Source organism: Acidobacteriota bacterium (assembly GCA_009838525.1).
Classification (GTDB): Bacteria; Acidobacteriota; Vicinamibacteria; order Vicinamibacterales; family UBA8438; genus VXRJ01.
Window position 1 is genome coordinate 88811 of record VXRJ01000004.1, and the last position, 18207, is coordinate 107017.

The 18207-nt window shown below is 67.0% G+C and carries 15 protein-coding genes and 2 pseudogenes; 8 read left to right on the forward strand and 9 right to left on the reverse strand.

All coding sequences use genetic code 11. The annotated features are described in order from the left end of the window. Positions 1 to 14: 14 nt before the first annotated feature. From F4Y45_01105 to F4Y45_01120, 4 genes are read right to left on the reverse strand one after another with little or no spacing between them, the layout of a single operon-like run. Positions 15 to 1721 carry a glutamine--tRNA ligase/YqeY domain fusion protein gene (locus F4Y45_01105; GenBank protein ID MXY23106.1) on the reverse strand — a complete coding sequence of 569 codons (1707 nt, stop codon included), beginning with the start codon at positions 1719 to 1721 and terminating at the stop codon, positions 15 to 17. Between the two features lie 24 nt (positions 1722 to 1745). After that, the gene (gltX, locus tag F4Y45_01110; protein MXY23107.1) at positions 1746 to 3479 is read right to left on the reverse strand and encodes a glutamate--tRNA ligase; all 1734 of its coding nucleotides are present in this window, start codon (positions 3477 to 3479) and stop codon (positions 1746 to 1748) included. Then, a complete protein-coding gene (locus F4Y45_01115; protein ID MXY23108.1) occupies positions 3449 to 3988 on the reverse strand; it encodes a hypothetical protein in 540 nt (179 codons plus the stop codon). The genes gltX and F4Y45_01115 overlap by 31 nt, the downstream gene beginning before the upstream one ends. Continuing rightward, positions 3981 to 5300 carry an HD domain-containing protein gene (locus tag F4Y45_01120; GenBank protein ID MXY23109.1) on the reverse strand — a complete coding sequence of 440 codons (1320 nt, stop codon included), beginning with the start codon at positions 5298 to 5300 and terminating at the stop codon, positions 3981 to 3983. The genes F4Y45_01115 and F4Y45_01120 overlap by 8 nt, the downstream gene beginning before the upstream one ends. A gap of 193 nt (positions 5301 to 5493) precedes the next feature. Here F4Y45_01120 and F4Y45_01125 point away from each other — a divergent pair, with 193 nt between their 5' ends. Further along, a complete protein-coding gene (locus tag F4Y45_01125) occupies positions 5494 to 6234 on the forward strand; it encodes a prolyl oligopeptidase family serine peptidase (GenBank protein MXY23110.1) in 741 nt (246 codons plus the stop codon). A gap of 86 nt (positions 6235 to 6320) precedes the next feature. Here the strand turns inward: F4Y45_01125 and F4Y45_01130 are convergent, their stop codons facing one another. Together F4Y45_01130 and F4Y45_01135 are read right to left on the reverse strand one after the other, a co-directional pair. After that, entirely contained in the window at positions 6321 to 6734 is a 414-nt protein-coding gene (locus F4Y45_01130) for a type II toxin-antitoxin system VapC family toxin (GenBank protein ID MXY23111.1), read from the reverse strand. Beyond that, complete coding sequence (locus F4Y45_01135) at positions 6734 to 6988, reverse strand: PSK operon transcription factor (protein ID MXY23112.1); 255 nt, start codon at positions 6986 to 6988, stop codon at positions 6734 to 6736. The genes F4Y45_01130 and F4Y45_01135 overlap by 1 nt, the downstream gene beginning before the upstream one ends. A 130-nt stretch (positions 6989 to 7118) precedes the next feature. On the opposite strand from F4Y45_01135, the gene F4Y45_01140 reads away from it, so the two are divergent. Both F4Y45_01140 and F4Y45_01145 read left to right on the forward strand, forming a co-directional pair. Continuing rightward, entirely contained in the window at positions 7119 to 8165 is a 1047-nt protein-coding gene (locus F4Y45_01140; GenBank protein MXY23113.1) for an aldo/keto reductase, read from the forward strand. Positions 8166 to 8266: 101 nt separating this feature from the next. Beyond that, complete coding sequence (locus F4Y45_01145) at positions 8267 to 9586, forward strand: NADP-specific glutamate dehydrogenase (protein ID MXY23114.1); 1320 nt, start codon at positions 8267 to 8269, stop codon at positions 9584 to 9586. Positions 9587 to 9855: 269 nt separating this feature from the next. On the opposite strand, the gene F4Y45_01150 is transcribed toward F4Y45_01145, so the two are convergent. Then, complete coding sequence (locus F4Y45_01150) at positions 9856 to 11193, reverse strand: hypothetical protein (protein ID MXY23115.1); 1338 nt, start codon at positions 11191 to 11193, stop codon at positions 9856 to 9858. Between the two features lie 58 nt (positions 11194 to 11251). Between F4Y45_01150 and F4Y45_01155 the strand changes: the two genes are divergently transcribed. Together F4Y45_01155 and F4Y45_01160 are read left to right on the forward strand one after the other, a co-directional pair. Further along, complete coding sequence (locus F4Y45_01155; GenBank protein ID MXY23116.1) at positions 11252 to 12577, forward strand: cytochrome c; 1326 nt, start codon at positions 11252 to 11254, stop codon at positions 12575 to 12577. A 23-nt stretch (positions 12578 to 12600) separates the two neighbouring features. Next, positions 12601 to 13470, forward strand: a complete 870-nt coding sequence (locus tag F4Y45_01160) for a hypothetical protein (protein ID MXY23117.1) — start codon at positions 12601 to 12603, stop codon at positions 13468 to 13470. 86 nt (positions 13471 to 13556) lie between these two features. Here F4Y45_01160 and F4Y45_01165 read toward each other — a convergent pair whose 3' ends face one another. Continuing rightward, positions 13557 to 14204: an RloB domain-containing protein gene (locus tag F4Y45_01165; GenBank protein MXY23118.1), complete on the reverse strand. Its 648-nt coding sequence runs from the start codon at positions 14202 to 14204 to the stop codon at positions 13557 to 13559. Then, positions 14188 to 15483: an ATP-binding protein gene (locus tag F4Y45_01170; protein ID MXY23119.1), complete on the reverse strand. Its 1296-nt coding sequence runs from the start codon at positions 15481 to 15483 to the stop codon at positions 14188 to 14190. The genes F4Y45_01165 and F4Y45_01170 overlap by 17 nt, the downstream gene beginning before the upstream one ends. A 201-nt stretch (positions 15484 to 15684) precedes the next feature. Here F4Y45_01170 and F4Y45_01175 point away from each other — a divergent pair, with 201 nt between their 5' ends. The 3 genes and pseudogenes from F4Y45_01175 to F4Y45_01185 all read left to right on the forward strand — a co-directional run bounded on the left by F4Y45_01175 (position 15685) and on the right by F4Y45_01185 (position 18207). Beyond that, positions 15685 to 16767 (forward strand): hypothetical protein, encoded by a 1083-nt coding sequence (locus F4Y45_01175; GenBank protein ID MXY23120.1) that lies wholly within the window; start codon positions 15685 to 15687, stop codon positions 16765 to 16767. 62 nt (positions 16768 to 16829) lie between these two features. Then, a pseudogene (locus F4Y45_01180) lies at positions 16830 to 17525 on the forward strand (iron transporter FeoB). Between the two features lie 258 nt (positions 17526 to 17783). Next, positions 17784 to 18207, forward strand: a pseudogene (locus tag F4Y45_01185) (ferrous iron transporter B).

Here is an 18207-nt window from a genome sequence, read left to right on the forward strand (position 1 = left end):
CAGTCTGCTTCTTCCTACGGCTGGCGCTTTGCGATCTTCGCCCACGTGTCCCGCAGCGTGACGGTGCGGTTGAAGACGGGGCGCTCGGGCGTCGAGTCGGGGTCGACGCAGAAATAGCCGCGACGCTCGAACTGGCAGCGGGTCCCCGCGGCGGCCGCGGCAATGCCGGGCTCGACGTAGCAGGTGTCGAGCGTTTCGAGCGACGCCGGGTTGATGCCGTCGAGCCAGTTCGCCCCTTCCGGCAGATCCTCGGGATACTCGGCCGTGAAGAGGTGATCGTAGAGCCGCGCCTCGGCCCGGACCGCGTGCCGCGCGGAAACCCAGTGGATGGTGCCGCGCACCTTGCGGCCGTCGGGCGCATAGCCGCCGCGGGTCTCCGGGTCGTAGGTGCAGCGCAGCTCGACGACATTGCCGCGGGCGTCCTTGACGACGTCGCGGCAGGTCAGGAAGTAGGCGTAGCGCAGGCGGACTTCGCGGCCCGGCGCGAGGCGGAAGAACTTGCGCGGCGGATCCTCCATGAAGTCGTCGCGCTCGATCCAGAGCTCGCGACCGAAGGGGACGGGACGGGTGCCGGCGCTCTCGTCCTCGGGGTTGTTGACCGCGTCGAGCTGTTCGGCCCGGTCCTCCGGGTAGTTCTCGATCACCACCTTCAGCGGGCGAAGCACCGCCATGACGCGCGGCGCGGTCCGGTTCAGCTCCTGGCGGACGGCGTCCTCGAGCTGCGCCACCTGCACGACGGAATTCGCCTTCGCGATGCCGATCCGGTTGCAGAAGTCACGGATGGCGGCGGGCGGGCAGCCGCGCCGGCGCATCGCGGTGAGCGTCGGCATCCGCGGGTCGTCCCAGCCGGCGACGTGGCCGCCTTCCACCAGCTCCAGCAGCTTCCGCTTGCTCAGGACGGTGTAGGTCAGGTTGAGCCGGGCGAACTCGATCTGCCGGGGTGGATCTACCCAGTCGAGGGCCTGGAGGTACCAGTCGTAGAGCGGGCGGTGGTCCTCGAACTCGAGCGTGCAGAGCGAGTGCGTGATCCGCTCGAACGCGTCCGACAGCGGGTGGGTGAAGTCGTAGGTCGGATAGATCACCCAGTCGTCGCCGGACCGGTAGTGCGGGCTGCGGCGGATCCGGTAGATGGTCGGATCGCGCAGGTTCATGTTGGGCGCCGCCATGTCGATCTTCGCGCGAAGCGTCCGCGCGCCGTCCTCGAACTCGCCGGCGCGCATGCGGGTGAAGAGGTCCAGGTTCTCCTCGACGGGGCGGTCGCGGTACGGCGAGTCGCGGCCCGGTTCGTCCCAGCGGCCCCGGTAGGCGCTCACCTGATCGCCCGGCAGATCGTCGACGTAGGCGAGGCCCTTCCGGATGAGCGTCACCGCGCAGTCGTAGAGCTTCTCGAAGTAGTCCGACGCATAGAACGCCCGGTCCTCCCAGTCGAAGCCGAGCCAGCGGACGTCCTTCTCGATGGCGTGGACGAACTCCATCTTCTCCGTCTCCGGGTTGGTGTCGTCCATCCGGAGATTGCAGAGGCCGTCGTACTCGTGCGCGATGCCGAAGTTGAGGCATATCGCCTTGGCGTGGCCGATGTGCAGGTAGCCGTTCGGCTCCGGGGGGAACCGCGTGTGGACGCGGCCGTGGCGGCGGTTGTGGGCCTTGTCGTCGGCGACGATCTCGCGGATGAAGTCGAGACTGGGCGTTGCCGTGTCGGGTGCGGTGTCGGGTGTCGTCACGATGTTGGTCCTGGCGCGGCCGGGCTAAGGCGAGCCCGGATTGGTCGCGGCCGGGCGTGTCGCCGCCAGGTTGGCTGCCGTGGCGGCGGTCAGAGCGCGATCAATTCTAGCGAGACAGACGTCGCGGCCGAGGATCGCCATCGCGTCGAAGAGGCCGAAGCCGACCGGCTTGCCGGTGACGCCGACCCGGACGGCGTGGATGATGGCGCCGATCCGGACGCCTTCCGATTCGACGAAACGGTGCAGGGCGGCTTCGACGGTGGCGGCGTCGAAGGGGTCGACGTCAGCCAGCGCGGACCGGAAGCGGCCGAGCCGGCCGGCGGCGCCGGGCGCGCCGACGCGCTTGCCGAACGCCTTGGCGTCGTAGGGGAAGGCGTCGTCAGCAACGAAGAATTCGGTGTAGTTGACGATGTCGCCGGCCACCTTGAGGCGGTCGGCGGCAGCGGTGACGACGGCGCCGAGCTTGCCGGGGTCTGCGGGTGCCGGCGTGGACGCCGGCGGACCGGGTGCCGGCCTGGAGGCCGGCGGATCACCCGGCGGACCATGTGCCGGCGTGGACGCCGGCGGACCGGCAGACGCACCGGCCTGCGCACCAAGGGCGGCGGCGAGGTAGGGGCGCACCAGCTCGACCTTCTCGTCCAGGGGCAGTCGCGCCATGCGGCGCTCCTGGAACGCCAGCAGCTTCTGCGGATCGAAGCTGGCCGCCGACTTGTTGACGCGCTCGAGCGAGAAGTTCGCAATCATCGCGTCGCGCGAGAAGTCCTCGGTGTGGTCGTCGAGCGACCAGCCGACGAGCAGCAGGTAGTTGAGGAGCGCGTCCGGGAGATAGCCGACCGACCGGTAAAACCGGACCATCACCGGGTTGAAGGCGTCGTCGTCCGTCGTCTCGCCCAACGCCGCCATGATGCCCGCCGCGTGCTCGTACGCCTTCCGGAAGTCATCCTGCTTCAGGTACTTGCCCAGCTTCCGCTTGCTGAGCTTCTCGCTGCCGCCCGGCGCCGCCACGTACGGCACGTGCGCATAGCGCGGCAGGTCGTAGCCGAGCGACTGCATGATGAAGATCTGCCGCGGCGTGTTCGACAGGTGCTCCTCGGCCCGGATGACGTGCGTGATGTCGAAGTCGTGGTCGTCCACCGCGCTCGCCAGGTGATAGAGGGGCGTGCCGTCGGCCCGCTGAATCACGTGGTCCTGCTCCAGCGCCCAGTCGAACGCGACGGGGCCGCGCACCAGGTCGTCGAACGCGCAGGCGCCCTCGCGCGGCATCTTCAGGCGGACGACGGCCGTGCGGCCTTCCGACTCGAAGCGCGCCGCGTCGGCGTCCGTCTCCGCCATCCACCGGCGGCTGTAGATGAAGCGCTGCTTGGCCCGCTGCGCCGCCTCGCGCTCCGCCGCCGTCTCGTCCGCCGTCGCGTAGTCCCGGTAGGCGCAGCCGCACGCGAGCAGCGCGTCGACTGCGGCACGGTGGCGATCGCCCCGCTCCGACTGGAAGTACGGCGCGCACCGACCGCCCACCTCCGGCCCCTCGTCCCAGTCGATGCCGAGCCACCGGAAACCGTCCAGGATCGGCTCCAGCGCCTCGGCGACGTTGCGCTCGCGGTCGGTGTCGTCGATCCGGAGGATGAACTGCCCGCCGTGGCGTCGCGCGAAGAGCCAGTTGAACAGCGCCGTCCGCACCCCGCCGATGTGCAGGTAGCCGGTCGGGCTCGGTGCAAACCGCGTTCGGATCTCTACTGTGCGCCCTTCGCCTCCGCTATCCAATCTTTGACCTTCCTAACCGCCTCCGTTGCGGCAACATCGGCAATGTGCGGCTTATATAGCGTCAGTCTTCCCACTTGGTCTCGTTCGGCTACCGTTGGCTCACTCTTAACCACGTGAAGAGCCGTAGCATATCGTTCCAAATCTGCCGCGCCCTTGTTGTCGACCCTCTCAGCGACGAACTCCAGGCTGGCTTCGTGCGCTTCCAAAGTCCTGGAAAATCGGCTGTGAAAGCACTGCGTCCGGTCCGTGGTTTCAAACCTCGAACCCAAGCGGGCGCCGGAAGCCAACTGGACAAGCCCGTCGGCCCGCAGGCTCGTCAGCTCATCCCTGAGGTCGAACGAGTATGGGCCGTACTTGTAAAGTACAAAGTCGAAACCCAGATGCACACTCTTCAACTCCTGGAGAAAATATACTGCCTTCTGAATATGGGTCTCTCCGCACCGACTTCCCCGAGTCTGCAGCGCATCCATCAGCTTCGTGAGTACAGCCGCCCTCGCCAGTCTATTCATCGTCCTCCTCCTCCGGAAGCCGAATGATCTCCTCCCGGTTCTCCTGAACCCACTTCTTCGCTTCCTCCGCAACCGAATCGTGGGCAAATACATTGTCCACTGACCATACGGGCACTTCCTTCAGCAGCGTCGACACGTCGACAGACGAAACCACCCCGTCGGCGAGCTCGACGGGAAAGTCCTGCGACACGCTTCTCGGCCCCGAGCGGTCACGCCTGACCATGTCCGGCCCGTACTTGCTGCACAGCGCTTCGTAAACATCCGCTCCCGCCTCCGGATTGATCTCCACGTCCGCCGGGTTGCGCTGGTAAACGACTTTGAAGTGCCTACGGTGAACAATGCGGTTCGCGTGGACATGCCCCACACGGCTAGGATCGTCGGCCGCCTGCCGCAACATCACGGTCATCTCGTCGTCGGTACAGCGGAGATGTTCCTGGACCTCGATAGAGAAAACGCCGTCACTGAGGGTTTCTCGCAGGAAGTCCAACAGATGTATGTCATAGATCCGCCTGACGGGATGAAAACAGACCTGCGAGTACATGAAGTACCGCGCAAGCATAAGCGCTTCCGCGGAGTGCCTCCCACCTTCCTCCAGGCCAAGTGCGAGTTCTCCAGCCGTTTCCGCCTCCGGGTCGTCAGGAACACGGAGAATGCGAAGGGTGTCGATGAGCCGATAGTGATCAAACTTTCCGTAGGCGACGCCAGTGTGGTGCGAATCACGAAGCAGATAGTCCATCCGGTCAACGCCAAACGCGTCGCCAACGATGATGTCAGCAAGAATAGATTCCCAGGACGAGAATGTCAGATCCCTCGCTTCGCCCGGCCCGAGCGCCAGCTTCACAATGTCGCCACATCTGAGAGGCGGCGTCATCGCATGCCAAACGGACCGCAGTGGCTCACTTTCGATGAGCGCGCGCGTGAGACGCTCGTGATTCCATCCATCCGGCAAGAGTTCCTCGGCTGCGTGGGAGAAGGGAAGGTGCCCAATGTCATGACACAGCGCCGCCATGCGAAGGACGCGTCGCCAGTAGTCGAATTGCTCGCGCGGTGCTCCGAGGCGTTCCCGAATCTCATCGGTCAAGTGTGCGCGAGCGGTGACGACGTCGAACACCCGGGTCGCGAGTTCCATGACGCCGAGCGAGTGCTCGAATCGACGATGCGTGGCGCCAGGATAGACGAGGTAGGTGAGCGCCAGTTGATGGATGTGCCGCAGACGCTGGAACGGAGCGGAGTCGAGGACCTCTCGCTCGGTGCTATCCAGGCGCACGAAGACGTGAATCGGATCCCTGATCTCGTGTACGTGCTTCGGCACGGTCCAGCCAACAACGAGAGGTGAGCCCGCAGTGCAACGGCACGGTGCCCCAGTTACCCCGAGGGGATCTGGAACGCCGTACGCGCGTGAAGTGAGTATAGCGCGTTCTCCGCAGTGCCTCGCCGGTCAGTCGTCCGGGCGCCGAGAATGCGGTCGCAGACGCTGCAGTATCATTCCGCCGAGGAGCGAAATCATGCGGAACACGCCAAGTGCATTCGGCGCGACTCTGGTTGCGACAGCGCTGTTGCTGGCTGGTGTGACTGCCATAGCAGCACAGGGAAGCCCCACCATGGAGCACCTGGTCTTCAACATAGACGGGCACGGCAACATGCCCTACGCCGTCTCCGTGCCGGACGGCTACGACCCGGACGGCGAACCGCGCCCGCTCGTTCTCGCCCTCCATCCGGGCGGCATCACCGGCGCCTACTACGGCAGCCGGAACCTGCGCGGCATCTTCGAGCCCGGGCTCCGCGGCCTCGGTGCGGTGATGGTCGCGCCGGACGTCCCGACGCGGCGCTGGAATTCCGACGTCGCCAACCGGGGCGTGATGGCCCTGCTGCAGCAGGTCGTCGACACCTACAACATCGACCGCTCACGCATCCTGGTGACCGGCTTCAGCCTGGGCGGCGCCGGCACGTGGTTCTTCGCGGGGCAGCACCCCGACTTCTTCACGGGGGCCATACCCATCGCGGGGCGGGCGAGCGACCTCGATCCCGAGGCGTTCGGCGACATGCCGATCCACATCATCCACAGCCGGGCCGACGAGGTCGTCCCGTTCGAACCCGCCGAGGCGGCATTCGATCAACTGGAGGCGGCGGGGCACCCGGTGGCCTTCACCCCGCTGGAGGGCGTCGGCCATTTCAACATGGGCAGCTACGTGCCGTCGCTCCAGGCCGCCGGCGACTGGATGGTCGCCCGGTGGGACGGCCGCTGAAGCCTTTGAGAGCAGTCTGAGTTTGCCGGCCTGGAGGCCGGCGCACCGGGCAGCCTCGACCGCGGCGCACCGAGTGGACTCGACCGCTATCCATCCCTACCCGACGGACGGACGTCAGCCATCGCAAGATCCGTGCGCGGAAAGTCGTCGCCCTTGGACAAGAGCGGCTCTCCGAATCGCCGCGCAAGTGCGTAGGTGAAGCAGTCCCCGAAGTTGAGTCCGGCCCGATGCCGCCCTTGCCCGTAGTCGCTGAACGCCTGCCGGGCGATCTTCGCCTGAGCCGCATCGACCGCGATGACCTCGATCCCGGCATCGTCCAGCCACCGGTCGAGCAGGAGAATGCCCTCAGCCCCGTGGCGGGACTCCAGAATCATCGAAGTCTCAACGAAGGTCGCAGCAGACATCCGCACCACCTCAGCCCCTACGATCGCGTCGACAAACGACTCGCGTTCCCGCTCTCCCAGCAGAATCGCCACGATGGCAGACGAGTCGATCACCATCAGGTCGGCAGGCCGTCTTCGTCGTAGCCGATGATCTCGTCGGCGGACCGGGAATCCAGTACCGGTAGCTGCGCGCACCGTCGGGCAATGTCCAGTAGACGTTCTCGACGCGAACGCCCCGACCGATCGTCACGCAGGCGATCGAGCCTCTCCCGTATGGCGTCGGTTACCGCTTGCGTCTTCGACTGCCCAGTGAGCCGCGCCAATTCCGCCGCCAACCGCTCCGTCTCGGCATTCCTGAGGTTGAGTGCCATATGTCACTTATGTAGCAACGTGTCTACATTGTATCATCCGGCCGTCAGCCATTGTGGAGCCGGCCTGGAGGCCGGCGCACCAGGCCGGCGCACCGGTCGGCTCACCTGCGCAACGGCTAGAATCTCCGCCATGAAATACCGACAGTTGGGCCGGACAGGCGTCTACGTCTCCGAGCTTTGCCTCGGCGCGATGACGTTCGGAACGGAGTGGGAAGTCATCGGCGCCCTCGGCCAGAGGGATGCCGACGCGCTGGTGGGGGCGTCGATCGACGCCGGGATCAACTTCTTTGATACGGCGGACGTCTACTCCACCGGTGACTCCGAGGAGATCCTGGGCAAGGCGCTCGCTTCGAAGCGCCAGGAGGTCGTCATCGCCACCAAGGTGCGCGGGCGCATGGGGCGCGGCGCGAACGAGGTGGGGCTGTCGCGGCTCCACATCATCCAGGCGTGCGAGGCGAGCCTGCGCCGGCTCGGCACCGACTACATCGACCTCTACCAGATCCACCGCGGCGATCCCGACACCGACATCGAGGAGACGCTGAGCGCGCTCTCCGATCTCGTGCGGGCCGGCAAGGTGCGCTACGTCGGTTGCTCCAACCTCCCGGCGTGGGAACTGATGAAGGCGCTTGGCGTCTCCGAGCGGCGCGGGATCGAGCGCTTCTGCGCGACGCAGTCCTACTATTCGCTCTCGGGGCGCGACCTGGAGCACGACACGATCCCGCTGATCGAGGATCAGGGGCTCGCGCTGCTCGTCTGGAGTCCGCTCGCGGGAGGCTTCCTGACCGGCAAGTTCACGCGCGAGGGCGCCCGCGACCGCGAGGCGAGGCGCGCCTCGTTCGACTTCCCGCCAATCGATCGAGAACAGACATACGACATTCTGGCCGTCATGGCGGCGGTCGCCGAGGCGCACGGCGTGTCGGTGGCGCAGGTCGCGATCGCGTGGCTGCTGGCGAAGTCCGCGGTGACGAGCGTCATCATCGGGGCGAAGCGGATGGATCAGTTGCGTGACAACCTCGGAGCGGTCGACGTCGAGTTGTCGGCCGAAGAGGTGACGTCGCTCGACGAGGTCAGCGCGCGGCCACGCCCCTACCCGATGTGGATGCTGGCCCTCGGGGACGACCGGCGGCCGGGGCAGAAACGCGATTTGGCCGATATTCTGAAGAGAGAGGCAAAGTAGCCCGCCGTGAAGCCCTGCCAGATCCCGGCGACCGCACATTCCGCCAGAGGGCAACCATGCACATACACCACCGGCCGAGACCGCTCACTCTCGAGAGCTTTATGGAAGGGCTGGTTCGCCGCAATCCGGCGGAGCCGGAGTTCCACCAGGCGGTCGAGGAGGTAGCCGAGTCGGTCATCCCGTTCATCAAGCAGCACCATCCGGAGTACGAGCGCCTCAAGATCCTGGAACGGTTGACCGAGCCGGACCGGATCATCACGTTCCGCGTCACCTGGCAGAGCGACGACGGCTACATCCACGCCGATCGCGCCTGGCGCGTGCAGTTCTCCAACGCCATCGGCCCCTACAAAGGGGGACTCCGATTCCACCCGACAGTGACCCGTAGCGTGCTCAAGTTCCTCGGTTTCGAGCAGATCCTGAAGAACAGCCTGACCGGGTTGCCGATGGGGGGCGCGAAGGGAGGCGCCAACTTCGACCCGCGCGGGAAGAGCGACAGCGAAGTGATGCGTTTCTGCCAGTCGATGATGCGCGAACTCCACCGCCACATCGGCGAGGATACCGACGTGCCGGCTGGCGACATCGGCGTCGGCGCCCGCGAGATCGGCTACCTGTTCGGCCAGTACATGCGGCTGTCGAACCGCTTCACCGGCGTCCTTACCGGCAAGGGCCTCGCGTTCGGGGGGAGCAGGGTGCGGACCGAGGCGACCGGCTACGGCGCGGTCTACTTCCTCCAGAACATGCTGGCGACGCGGGGTGACGACGTCCGCGGGAAGACCGCCGTCGTCTCGGGATCCGGCAACGTCGCGCTCTACGCCATCGAGAAGCTGGTGGAACTGGGAGCCAGGGTCGTGGCGGCGTCGGACTCGGGCGGTTTCATCCACGATCCGGACGGCATCAACGCCGAGAAGCTCCTTTGGCTGAAGGACCTGAAAGAGAAGCGGCGCGGGCGGATCCACGAGTACGCCGAGCACTTCGGCTGCGACTACCATTCCGGCAAGCGGCCCTGGCACGCCCCCTGCGACCTGGCGCTGCCGTGCGCGACGCAGAACGAGCTCGACGGCGACGACGCCCGAACCCTGCTCGACAACGGCTGCATCGCGGTGTCGGAGGGCGCGAACATGCCCTCCACGCGGGACGCGGTCCACGTCTTCCGGGAGCGGAAGATCCTGTTCGGTCCCGGAAAGGCGGCGAACGCGGGAGGCGTCGCGGTGTCGGGCCTTGAGCAGAGCCAGAATGCGCTCCGGATCTCCTGGGACCACCACGAGGTGGATACGCAGTTGCGGAAGATCATGAAGGGCATCCACCAGAAGTGCTGCGCCGACGGGGCCGGGGACGACGGTTACATCGACTACGTCCGCGGCGCGAACATCGGGGGGTTCCGCAAGGTGGCCGAAGCGCTGGTCGCCTACGGCGCGGTGTAGCCGCTCTTGCGGTCCGCCGGCCTGGTGCGCCGGCCTGGGGGGGGGGGGGGGGGGGGGGGGGGGGGGGGGCGGGGGCGGGGGCGGCGGGGGGGGGGGGGGGAGCGCGCCGCGCGGGGGCGGGCGGGGGGGGCGGGCGCCCCGGCGGGGCCCGCCCGCCCGACGCGGCGCGGCGCCGGGCGGCGCGGCGGCGCGGCCCCCCCCCCCCCCCCCCCCCGCCCACCCACCCCCCCCCCCCGCCCCCCCCCCCCCCCCCCCCCCCCCACCACCGCTTACTGCGTTACTTGCGTGAAGTAGTCCGGCAGCCCGGGCTTCGTGTCGCGAAGAATCTCCACGATCGCCTGCCGGTCGGCGAGCGTGAGCCGGTCGTAGGGCGATTCGCTCACCTCGCCGGACAGCACGGCCCACATCCTGCGGTAGATCGCCTCCAGCGCGAACTCGGGCAGCCCGTCGAACGCCGCCGTGTAGATCATGTAGCTGCACGGATACCGGAACAGCCGGCCGTCCAGACTGACCTCCCGGAGCGTCCGGCCCTGGGCGTCGTGCGGGCCGCGCGCCGCGAACGCCTCCGCGAAGCCCGACGCGCCCGCGATGCCGGCGGGAAGCGGCGCCTCGTCGACGAACAGCAGGTAGTCGACCAGCTCGACCGCCGCCTCGTCGACGATCTCCCGGAAGCGGCCGTCGTCAGTGGACCGGCCACGGTCCTCCGGGGCGACCTGGGCCTCCCGGTGCGCGATCCGCCGCGCCTCCCAACCAATACGCGTGATCAGGTTCGTCATGTGGACCTGGTGGTCGAGCACCATGAGCGCCACAACGTCGCTGTACGGGGTCGGGTAGCCATCGAGGTCGAAGCGCCCCTCCATCGACTCGATCACCGGCGGAACGACGCCGAACGTCGCGGTCGGATCGTCGACATTCTCCACCTCGACGTTCCCCATATGCGCGGTGTCGCCGTGCGTGCCGGTGACGTACCAGCCACCCCACCGGTCCTCGAGGCGGCTCCGGTGGTCGACGAAGTGGCCGCTCGCGTAGGCGTTGGGGTCTTTCGAGAGGGGGAACATGCTCATCGTCTGCAGCCCCGGGACGCCGAGGGTGTCCCACGAGAGGTGGCAGGCGAGGCAGGTCTCGCGCCGCTCGAAGCGAGGCGCCTCGTCAGGCGTCTGCGCCAGGGTATAGAAGACGCTCCCCTGCCGCCGGTCGAAAGCGGCGATCTCGAGCACGTCCGCTCCCCGCACCCAGGCCAGCGACACCTCGTCGGCGAAATAGACCGCTCGGGGGTTGTCGAACTCGATGTACTCCGCCTGGAAGCTGGTGGGCGAGAAGACCAGCATCTGAGATTCGACCGGCAGATCGAAGGCCTCCAGCACGGAGCGCAGATAGCCGCTCCGCCCCTCCCAGCGCAGGTCGATCTCGCCTGCCTCGAGGCGCTCGTTCAGATCGGCCACGACGTTGTCCACGGGCCCGTCGGTGTACTGGATCGCGGGATGGTCGCGCGGCCCACGAAAGGCCCCGCCCCGCTGGCTGAAAACGTCACTGGCGGCCATCGCCGCGAGGAGGACCGCGGCGGCGGCGGCCAGCACGAAACGTGGCGTGCAACGTCTGCGCGACATCAGTCGTCTGGGATTATAATTTCCGCTCGACGTGTGTAGTTCTGAAGAGGACAAGCCAATGCTGAATCGAACGCTGCCGGCCGCCGCGGTGGCCGTCGTCGCCGCCCTCGCGTGGATGCCCGCGACCGCAACGGCCGCCCAGGACGGCGCGCCCACGTTCACGAAGGACGTAGCGCCGATCTTCCAGGCGAAGTGCGAAGCGTGCCATCGGCCCAACTCCATCGCTCCGATGTCGCTGGTCACCTACGAGGAGTCACGCCCGTGGGCCCGCTCCATCCGGGACCGTGTCTCGACGCGTCAGATGCCTCCCTGGCATATCGACCGGACGGTCGGGATCGACGAGTTCCGCAACGACCGGTCGCTGACCGACGAGGAGCTCGACACCATCGTCCGCTGGGTTGACAACGGCGCGCCGCGCGGCAACCCGGAGGACATGCCGGCCCCCGTCGAGTGGCCGGACGCGTCGAAGTGGTACTACGCCGAACGGTTCGGCGGGCCGCCCGACCTCGTGGTCAAGTCCGAGCCGTTCACGATGCCGGCCGAGGCGAACGACGCCTGGTGGAAGCCTGTCTCCGACACCGGCCTGACCGAGCCGCGGTGGGTGCGCGCCATCGAGCTGCGCCCCGCGACGACGGCCGGCCGCCGGATCACGCACCACGCCATCGCCCGCCTGGAGCAGGACGAGACCGATCCGCTGCTGCAGAATCCGGCGGCGACCGACGATGACGATCCGCTCGCCAACTCCGGCCTGTTCATGGAGTGGGCCGTCGGCAAGCAGGGCGAGCTGATGCGTCCGGGCAGCGGCAAGCTGATGCTGCCGGGGTCGCGGATTATCTGGGACGTCCACTACTCCGCCGCCGGCGAGGAAATCACCGACCACGTGGAGCTGGGCATCTACTTCTACCCGAAGGGAGAGGAGCCGCAGCACCGCCAGGTGCTCCACCTGATGGGCGCCGGCCGCGTCGACATTCCGCCGAACACGGTATCGGTGACCGAGGGCTTCTTCCCGATGCGACGAGCGGGACGCGTCGAGAGCTTCCAGCCGCACATGCACCTGCGGGGGAAAGCGATGTCGATGGAGGCGATCCTGCCGAACGGCCGGCGTGAAGTGCTGAGCCACGTGGGCGACTTCAATTTCAACTGGCACAACACCTACGTCTACGCGGACGGCGCCGCCCCGCTGCTGCCGAAGGGCACCCTTCTGAAAATCACGGCGTGGCACGACAACACCGCCGCCAACCGCGCCAACCCCGATCCCAACGTGTGGGTCGGTTACGGCGACCGCACGGTCGACGAGATGGCCCACGCCTGGGTCAACGTCACGTACTTCACCGACGAGGAGTACGAAGCGGAAGTGGCGGCGCGCGAGACGAACGACAACTGATCGCCTTGCGCGACAGGGACCCGATGCGGTCTTCGATTACGCTGCTCGTGTTCGTCGCGGCCCCGCTCGTGATGGCGGGCGGGGCCGAGGCGCAGCCGCCGCGCGCTCCCCTGCCCCTCGAGCCCGCGGGCGCCATGGGGGAGGCCATCTTCCCGGCGTTCGAGGGTTGGTACCGAAACGAAGACGGTAGTTCCACCATCCTGCTCGGCTACTTCAACCGGAACGATCACCCCGTCGACGTCGCGGTGGGAGACGGAAACCGTATCGAACCGGGCGGCCCGGACCACGGCCAGCCCAGCCATTTCCTCCCGGGCCGCGCCTGGGGCGTATTCACGATCACGGTCCCCGAGGACTTCGGCGACCAGACGTTCACCTGGACCGTCTCGGTGAACAACCAGCAGTCGGAAGTGTCGTTCTGGCTGAATCCGTCCTACTACGTCGACCCGTTCCTGAACCGCGCGAACGGCAACATGCCGCCCCGGCTGCGCATCAGCGACGACGAAATGCACGGACCTCCGGTGACCGGCATCAGCGCGACGCTGGAGGCGACGGTTGGCGAGCCACTGGAGCTGGCGGCATCCGTGCAGGACGTTCCGCTCACCAATCCGCCGCCGCCGCGGGCCAACCGGAGACCCCGTCCGGAAGTCGTTCTCACCTGGAGGCTGTACCGCGGCCCGGCCGATGTGACGTTCGACACCGGTGCGGAAGAGGAACCGGAGAATGGCCGCCACGAGTTCGAGGACGTGGCGGGAGGCGACACTATCACCTGGGTCACCTTCGCCGAGCCCGGCGAGTACCGGCTGATGGCGACCGCGAACGACATCTCCGGCAACGGCGGCGGCGGCGATCAGTGCTGCTGGACCACCGGCTACGTCGACATAACCGTCAGGTAGCGACGGCGTTCGAAGTTTCGCAAAGAGCGAAACGACGCTGCACCGCGTCAATCCCCGTCAACTTGCCCTCTGAAGCCAGGACGTCCTTACCAGGAGGACTCGACAGCCTCCAGGAAGAGGTACATGCCCGATGAAGGATTGTCGTTCGGGAACTCGGTTCTGTCTCTTTCGTGCTTCTTCGTTAGTGCACGCGCACGTCGTACCGCGGCGGCTCGCCGGGGCATGTACTGCGTGCCGTCAAGACCCTTGTCGGGGCTCCCGTCGTGGTTGCGGCGGAGCGTGTCGGCAGCGGTGCTGTCAAGCCGCGCGGTGCGGTTCTCGAAGTGGAGCGCCAGCCACAGCTCGAAGCACGGATTGGAAATGGCAAGACGGACATCGCTTCTCTGAGCTTTGGCTTTGGCTTCGGGAAGACGAGGGTGATTGCGGGGCCATTCAACGTCGAAGAGGCACCATACCTCGTCGATTTCACCCTGCTCCTCGGAATTGCGGGCTCGGGCTTCGGCCGCCGCGTCGACCAAGGTCGAAGGCACCGCGCCACTTGCATCCAGGTCTATTTTGATCTCAACCGACGCGGCCTCGCGAACCGCTGGCTCCTCGCGCAGGGCCATGAGATAGTCGGGTTCGGTCCGCTTGCCCTCACAGAACACGAGAAATGTCCGTTTGGGCTTGCGAACCGCGACCCTGCGGCGGAGCGGTCGGTTCTTGCGCCGCCTGCGTTCAGCCCGCTTGGCCATCGCGAGGTTCGGAAGAGAGCCCCAGAGCTCTACGGACAGCGATTTGGTCGACTTCGGGAACGGCCCCGAATCGGCCTTGCAGGTACGCCCTTTCCAAGTTCAGAGACTTCCTCACGCGTTCACCCCCGTACTCGGCCAAGCCGACAAGTTGTGTGGTGGCGTCAGGGGCCTTCTCGGTGAGCCAGACCTCGTCGCGGTTCAAGCCGTTCAGCAGGGACGTATCGTGGGAAGTGAAGACGAGTTGAGCGCCTCGTTTGTTGGTCTCGGGATCCTGAAAGATCTCGATCAGTCGGGCCGAAAGGCGAGGGTGAAGGCTTGCGTCAATCTCATCTAGCAAGAGGACTTGACCGAGTCTGAGAGCCGCCAACGCAGGGCCAATCAGACGGAACCAAGTCTGGGTGCCTGCAGATTCATCCTCAAGGTCGAGGGTTACTGGTTCACCTTCCCCTTGATGCACCAGACGAAGCTGCCGACGAGATCCCCCGAATCGCTCACTCTCCTCTTCGCCTATCACGAAATCGCGAACTCCGGGATCAGCAAAACGAATCAAGTCCAAGACAAAGCCTGGATCCTTGACGGCCGGTCGATCTTCTGGAGCGTCAAAGAGTTGTGGCTGATTAGCCCCCTGCGCGTCGAAGAGCAAGCGCAACGTTGAGAACGCGACGTCGCCGCCGAAAGCGCGTAGCCACCACTTCCTCCTCGGGAGCCCGAGGACACGCATGCTAGCTACAACCTGCCCCACTCTTCTGAAGTCGGAATCGCTGACCCGCCTAGCGGCGGAGAGCGCCAGCGTCGTAGGGGTCAGCAAGTCCCGTATCCCCCGAGTGCCGTCGAGGCTTCGGCGGAAGTCGATATGGCTCTCGTGACGAGTGAAGAGGTTCCGCCGTCGTTTTTCCGGGTAGCTGTCCAGGCTCTCGAACAGCACGGCCGAATCGTCCACTTCAAGCCGATACTCGTAACGGACGCCGTCAACTACGAGTTCAAGATCGAACTCCGAAGTAGTCGTGGGCCCCTTACCGAATCGGTGAGCATCGCGCGGAATGTAGTCGTCCCAGCCCCGAAGCGACGTGTCAACGGCTATTGACAACCAAGCCATGGCATCCAGCAGATTGGACTTGCCCGACGCGTTGGGCCCGTAGATGCCGGCCACCGTCAGTACGCGCTCCGAAAGACCGCCGAACCCGCGAGTCGCCGCCCGAGCTTCGTCTACGGCGATCATGGAGAGTTCCACCGGCTCCAAGATTGAACGGTGATTGGAGGCCCGGAATCGAAGTAGCATGAAGACATTCTAGCGCAGAAAACGCATTTTCAGTTCCATTTTCGTCTAGGTCTTTCGAAATGGGATGCAAGAGTGCATTTAATGGCCTTCAACGTCTAGACCACGTCTTCACGGGTGCCACCTTCGGCACCCAAAGTTCGAGACCGCACGTTGCCATCTTTGACCGATAGAGATATAGTTTTTGAGTAACCAAAAAGAACCGTGGCCGATCCAGGTCTCGCCCTCTTCGTCTTCGGCCTCGTCGCCACCGGCGGCGGGCTGCTGTTCTGGCCGCGCGTCGGCGCCCTGGCCCGGCTGCGCCAACTGATCCGCCTGAGTGAACGGGTCCTGCTCGAGGACGCGCTCAAACATCTCCATGCGTGCGAGCGCGCCGCTCGCCCCGGCACCCTCGAAGGACTGGCCGGCCAACTGAACGTCACCCGGGCGCGCGCGGCGGCCCTGCTGTCGCGGTTGACCGAGTTGGGCCTGGCGCAGTCGGGCGCAGGCGGTCCCGAATTGACCCGTGAGGGACGGCAGTCGGCGCTCCGCCTCGTTCGTACGCACCGGATGTGGGAGCGCTACCTCGCCGACCGGACCGGCGTACCCGCGCGCGAGTGGCACGACGAAGCGGAACGGGTGGAGCACGACCTGTCGTCGGCCCAGGTGGACGCGCTCGACGAGCGTCTCGGTTATCCCCGCTGGGATCCGCATGGGGATCCGATTCCGACTTCCGCCGGCGACATGCCGCCCGACCGGGGCGTCAGCCTGACCGCGATCGAGCCGGGACGCGCGGTCGAGGTGGTGCACCTCGAGGACGAGCCGCCGGAGCTGTATGACGCGCTGGTCGCCGACGGCTTCGTTCTGGGCGGCCGGCTCGACGTCGTGGGGCGGACCGACGGCGCCGTTCAGGTGCATGCCGACGGCCGCACCTGGGACGTCGATCCCATCGCGGCGGGGAATGTCACGGTGCGGCGTCTCCCGGTCGGCGAGCATGGGGACGCGCCCAGCCGCACCCTGGCCGACGCCGAGCCGGGGGAGACGGTGCACGTCGCGAGAATCTCGCGCGCTTGCCAGGGCGCCCAGAGGCGGCGGTTGCTCGACCTGGGAGTGGTTCCCGGCACGCCGATCACCCGTGAACTGACGAGCGCCGGCGGGGATCCGGTCGCCTACCGGATCCGCGGCGCCCTGATTGCCCTGCGCAAGTCGCAGGCGGTCTGGATCCGCGTCGCTTCGCATCACCCGCCCGACGGGATCGCCGACACCCATGCCGGCAATGGCGCCGAGGCGGCGGCCGGGACGAGCTAGTGCCCCTGCCAGCCCCCGCCTGCCACGGCGGCGCCGCCAGCCGCGACGAGCACCTCCTCCGTCTGGGCCTCAGCCCCGACCGGTGGGACTTTCTGATCGCCCTGGCCGGCAACCCGAACGTCGGCAAGAGCACGGTCTTCAACGCGCTGACGGGACTGCGGCAGCACACCGGCAACTGGCCCGGCAAGACGATTGCGCGCGCCGAGGGCGTATTCGCGCACCGCGGATCGCGCGTAAAGATCGTGGACCTGCCGGGTACCTACTCGCTGCAGGCGGGCAGCGTCGACGAGGAGGTGGCGCGCGATTTCATCCTGTTCGGCCGCCCCGACGTGACGGTCGTCGCGGTGGACGCCACCCGCCTCGAGCGCAACCTGAACCTGGCCCTGCAGATTCTGGACATCACCGGGCAGGTGGTGGTCTTCCTCAACCTGATCGACGAAGCGAAGCGGCACGGGATCGCGGTCGACGCGGCCCGGCTCGAGCGCGAGCTGGGTGTGCCGGTGGTGGCGGGCGCGGCCCGGTCGAAGATCGGCATCGACGAACTGATCGAGACCGCCTATTCCGTCGCGGACGGCCGGAGGAAGACGGCGCCGTTTCGCCTCGCGAGGCAGGCGCCGGAGGTGGAGCGGGCGGTTGCGGAGCTGGCCAGCGTCGTCGAGCAGGCCTTTCCGGACGTGCAGAGCAGCCGCTGGGTGGCGCAGCGGCTGCTGAACGCGGACGGCGCGGTGGTCGAAGCCGTGCGGTCGGGCGAGCTGGGTCAGACCACGGACCCGGAAACGCCGGGGCGCCGGCGGGATCCTGACGAGGCGCGGGCCCAACCGCGAAACGAGCTGTCGGAAACGCCCGCGCGCGCCGACGACGGCGCGGCGACCGCGCCGGATCACGTGCTCGCGGCGGCGGAACGCCTGCGGTGGGATCTCCCGGCGGACTTCCACGACAAGCTGACGGCCGAGATCTACGGCGCGGCGCAGCAGATAGCCGAACGGGCGCAACTGCGGGGGCTGCGCAAAGCCGGCTTCGACCTCGACCAGGGACTCGACCGGCTGCTCACGAGCCGGTGGCTCGGCTTCCCGGTGATGCTCGCCATCCTGGCGGCCGTCTTCTGGATCACGATAGAAGGCGCGAACGTGCCGTCCAGCATGCTGGCGACACTGCTGATCGACACCACCCACCCGGTGCTGAAGGAGGTCGGCGACGCGCTCCGCTTCCCCTGGTGGCTGAGCGGCTTCCTCTTCGACGGGGTCTACCTGGCGACTGCCTGGGTCATCGCGGTAATGCTGCCCCCGATGGCGATCTTCTTTCCGATCTTCACGCTGCTGGAGGACTTCGGCTACCTGCCGCGCGTGGCATTCAACCTCGACTCGCTCTTCCGGCGCGCCGGCGCGCACGGCAAGCAGGCGCTCACGATGTGCATGGGGTTTGGCTGCAACGCGGCCGGCG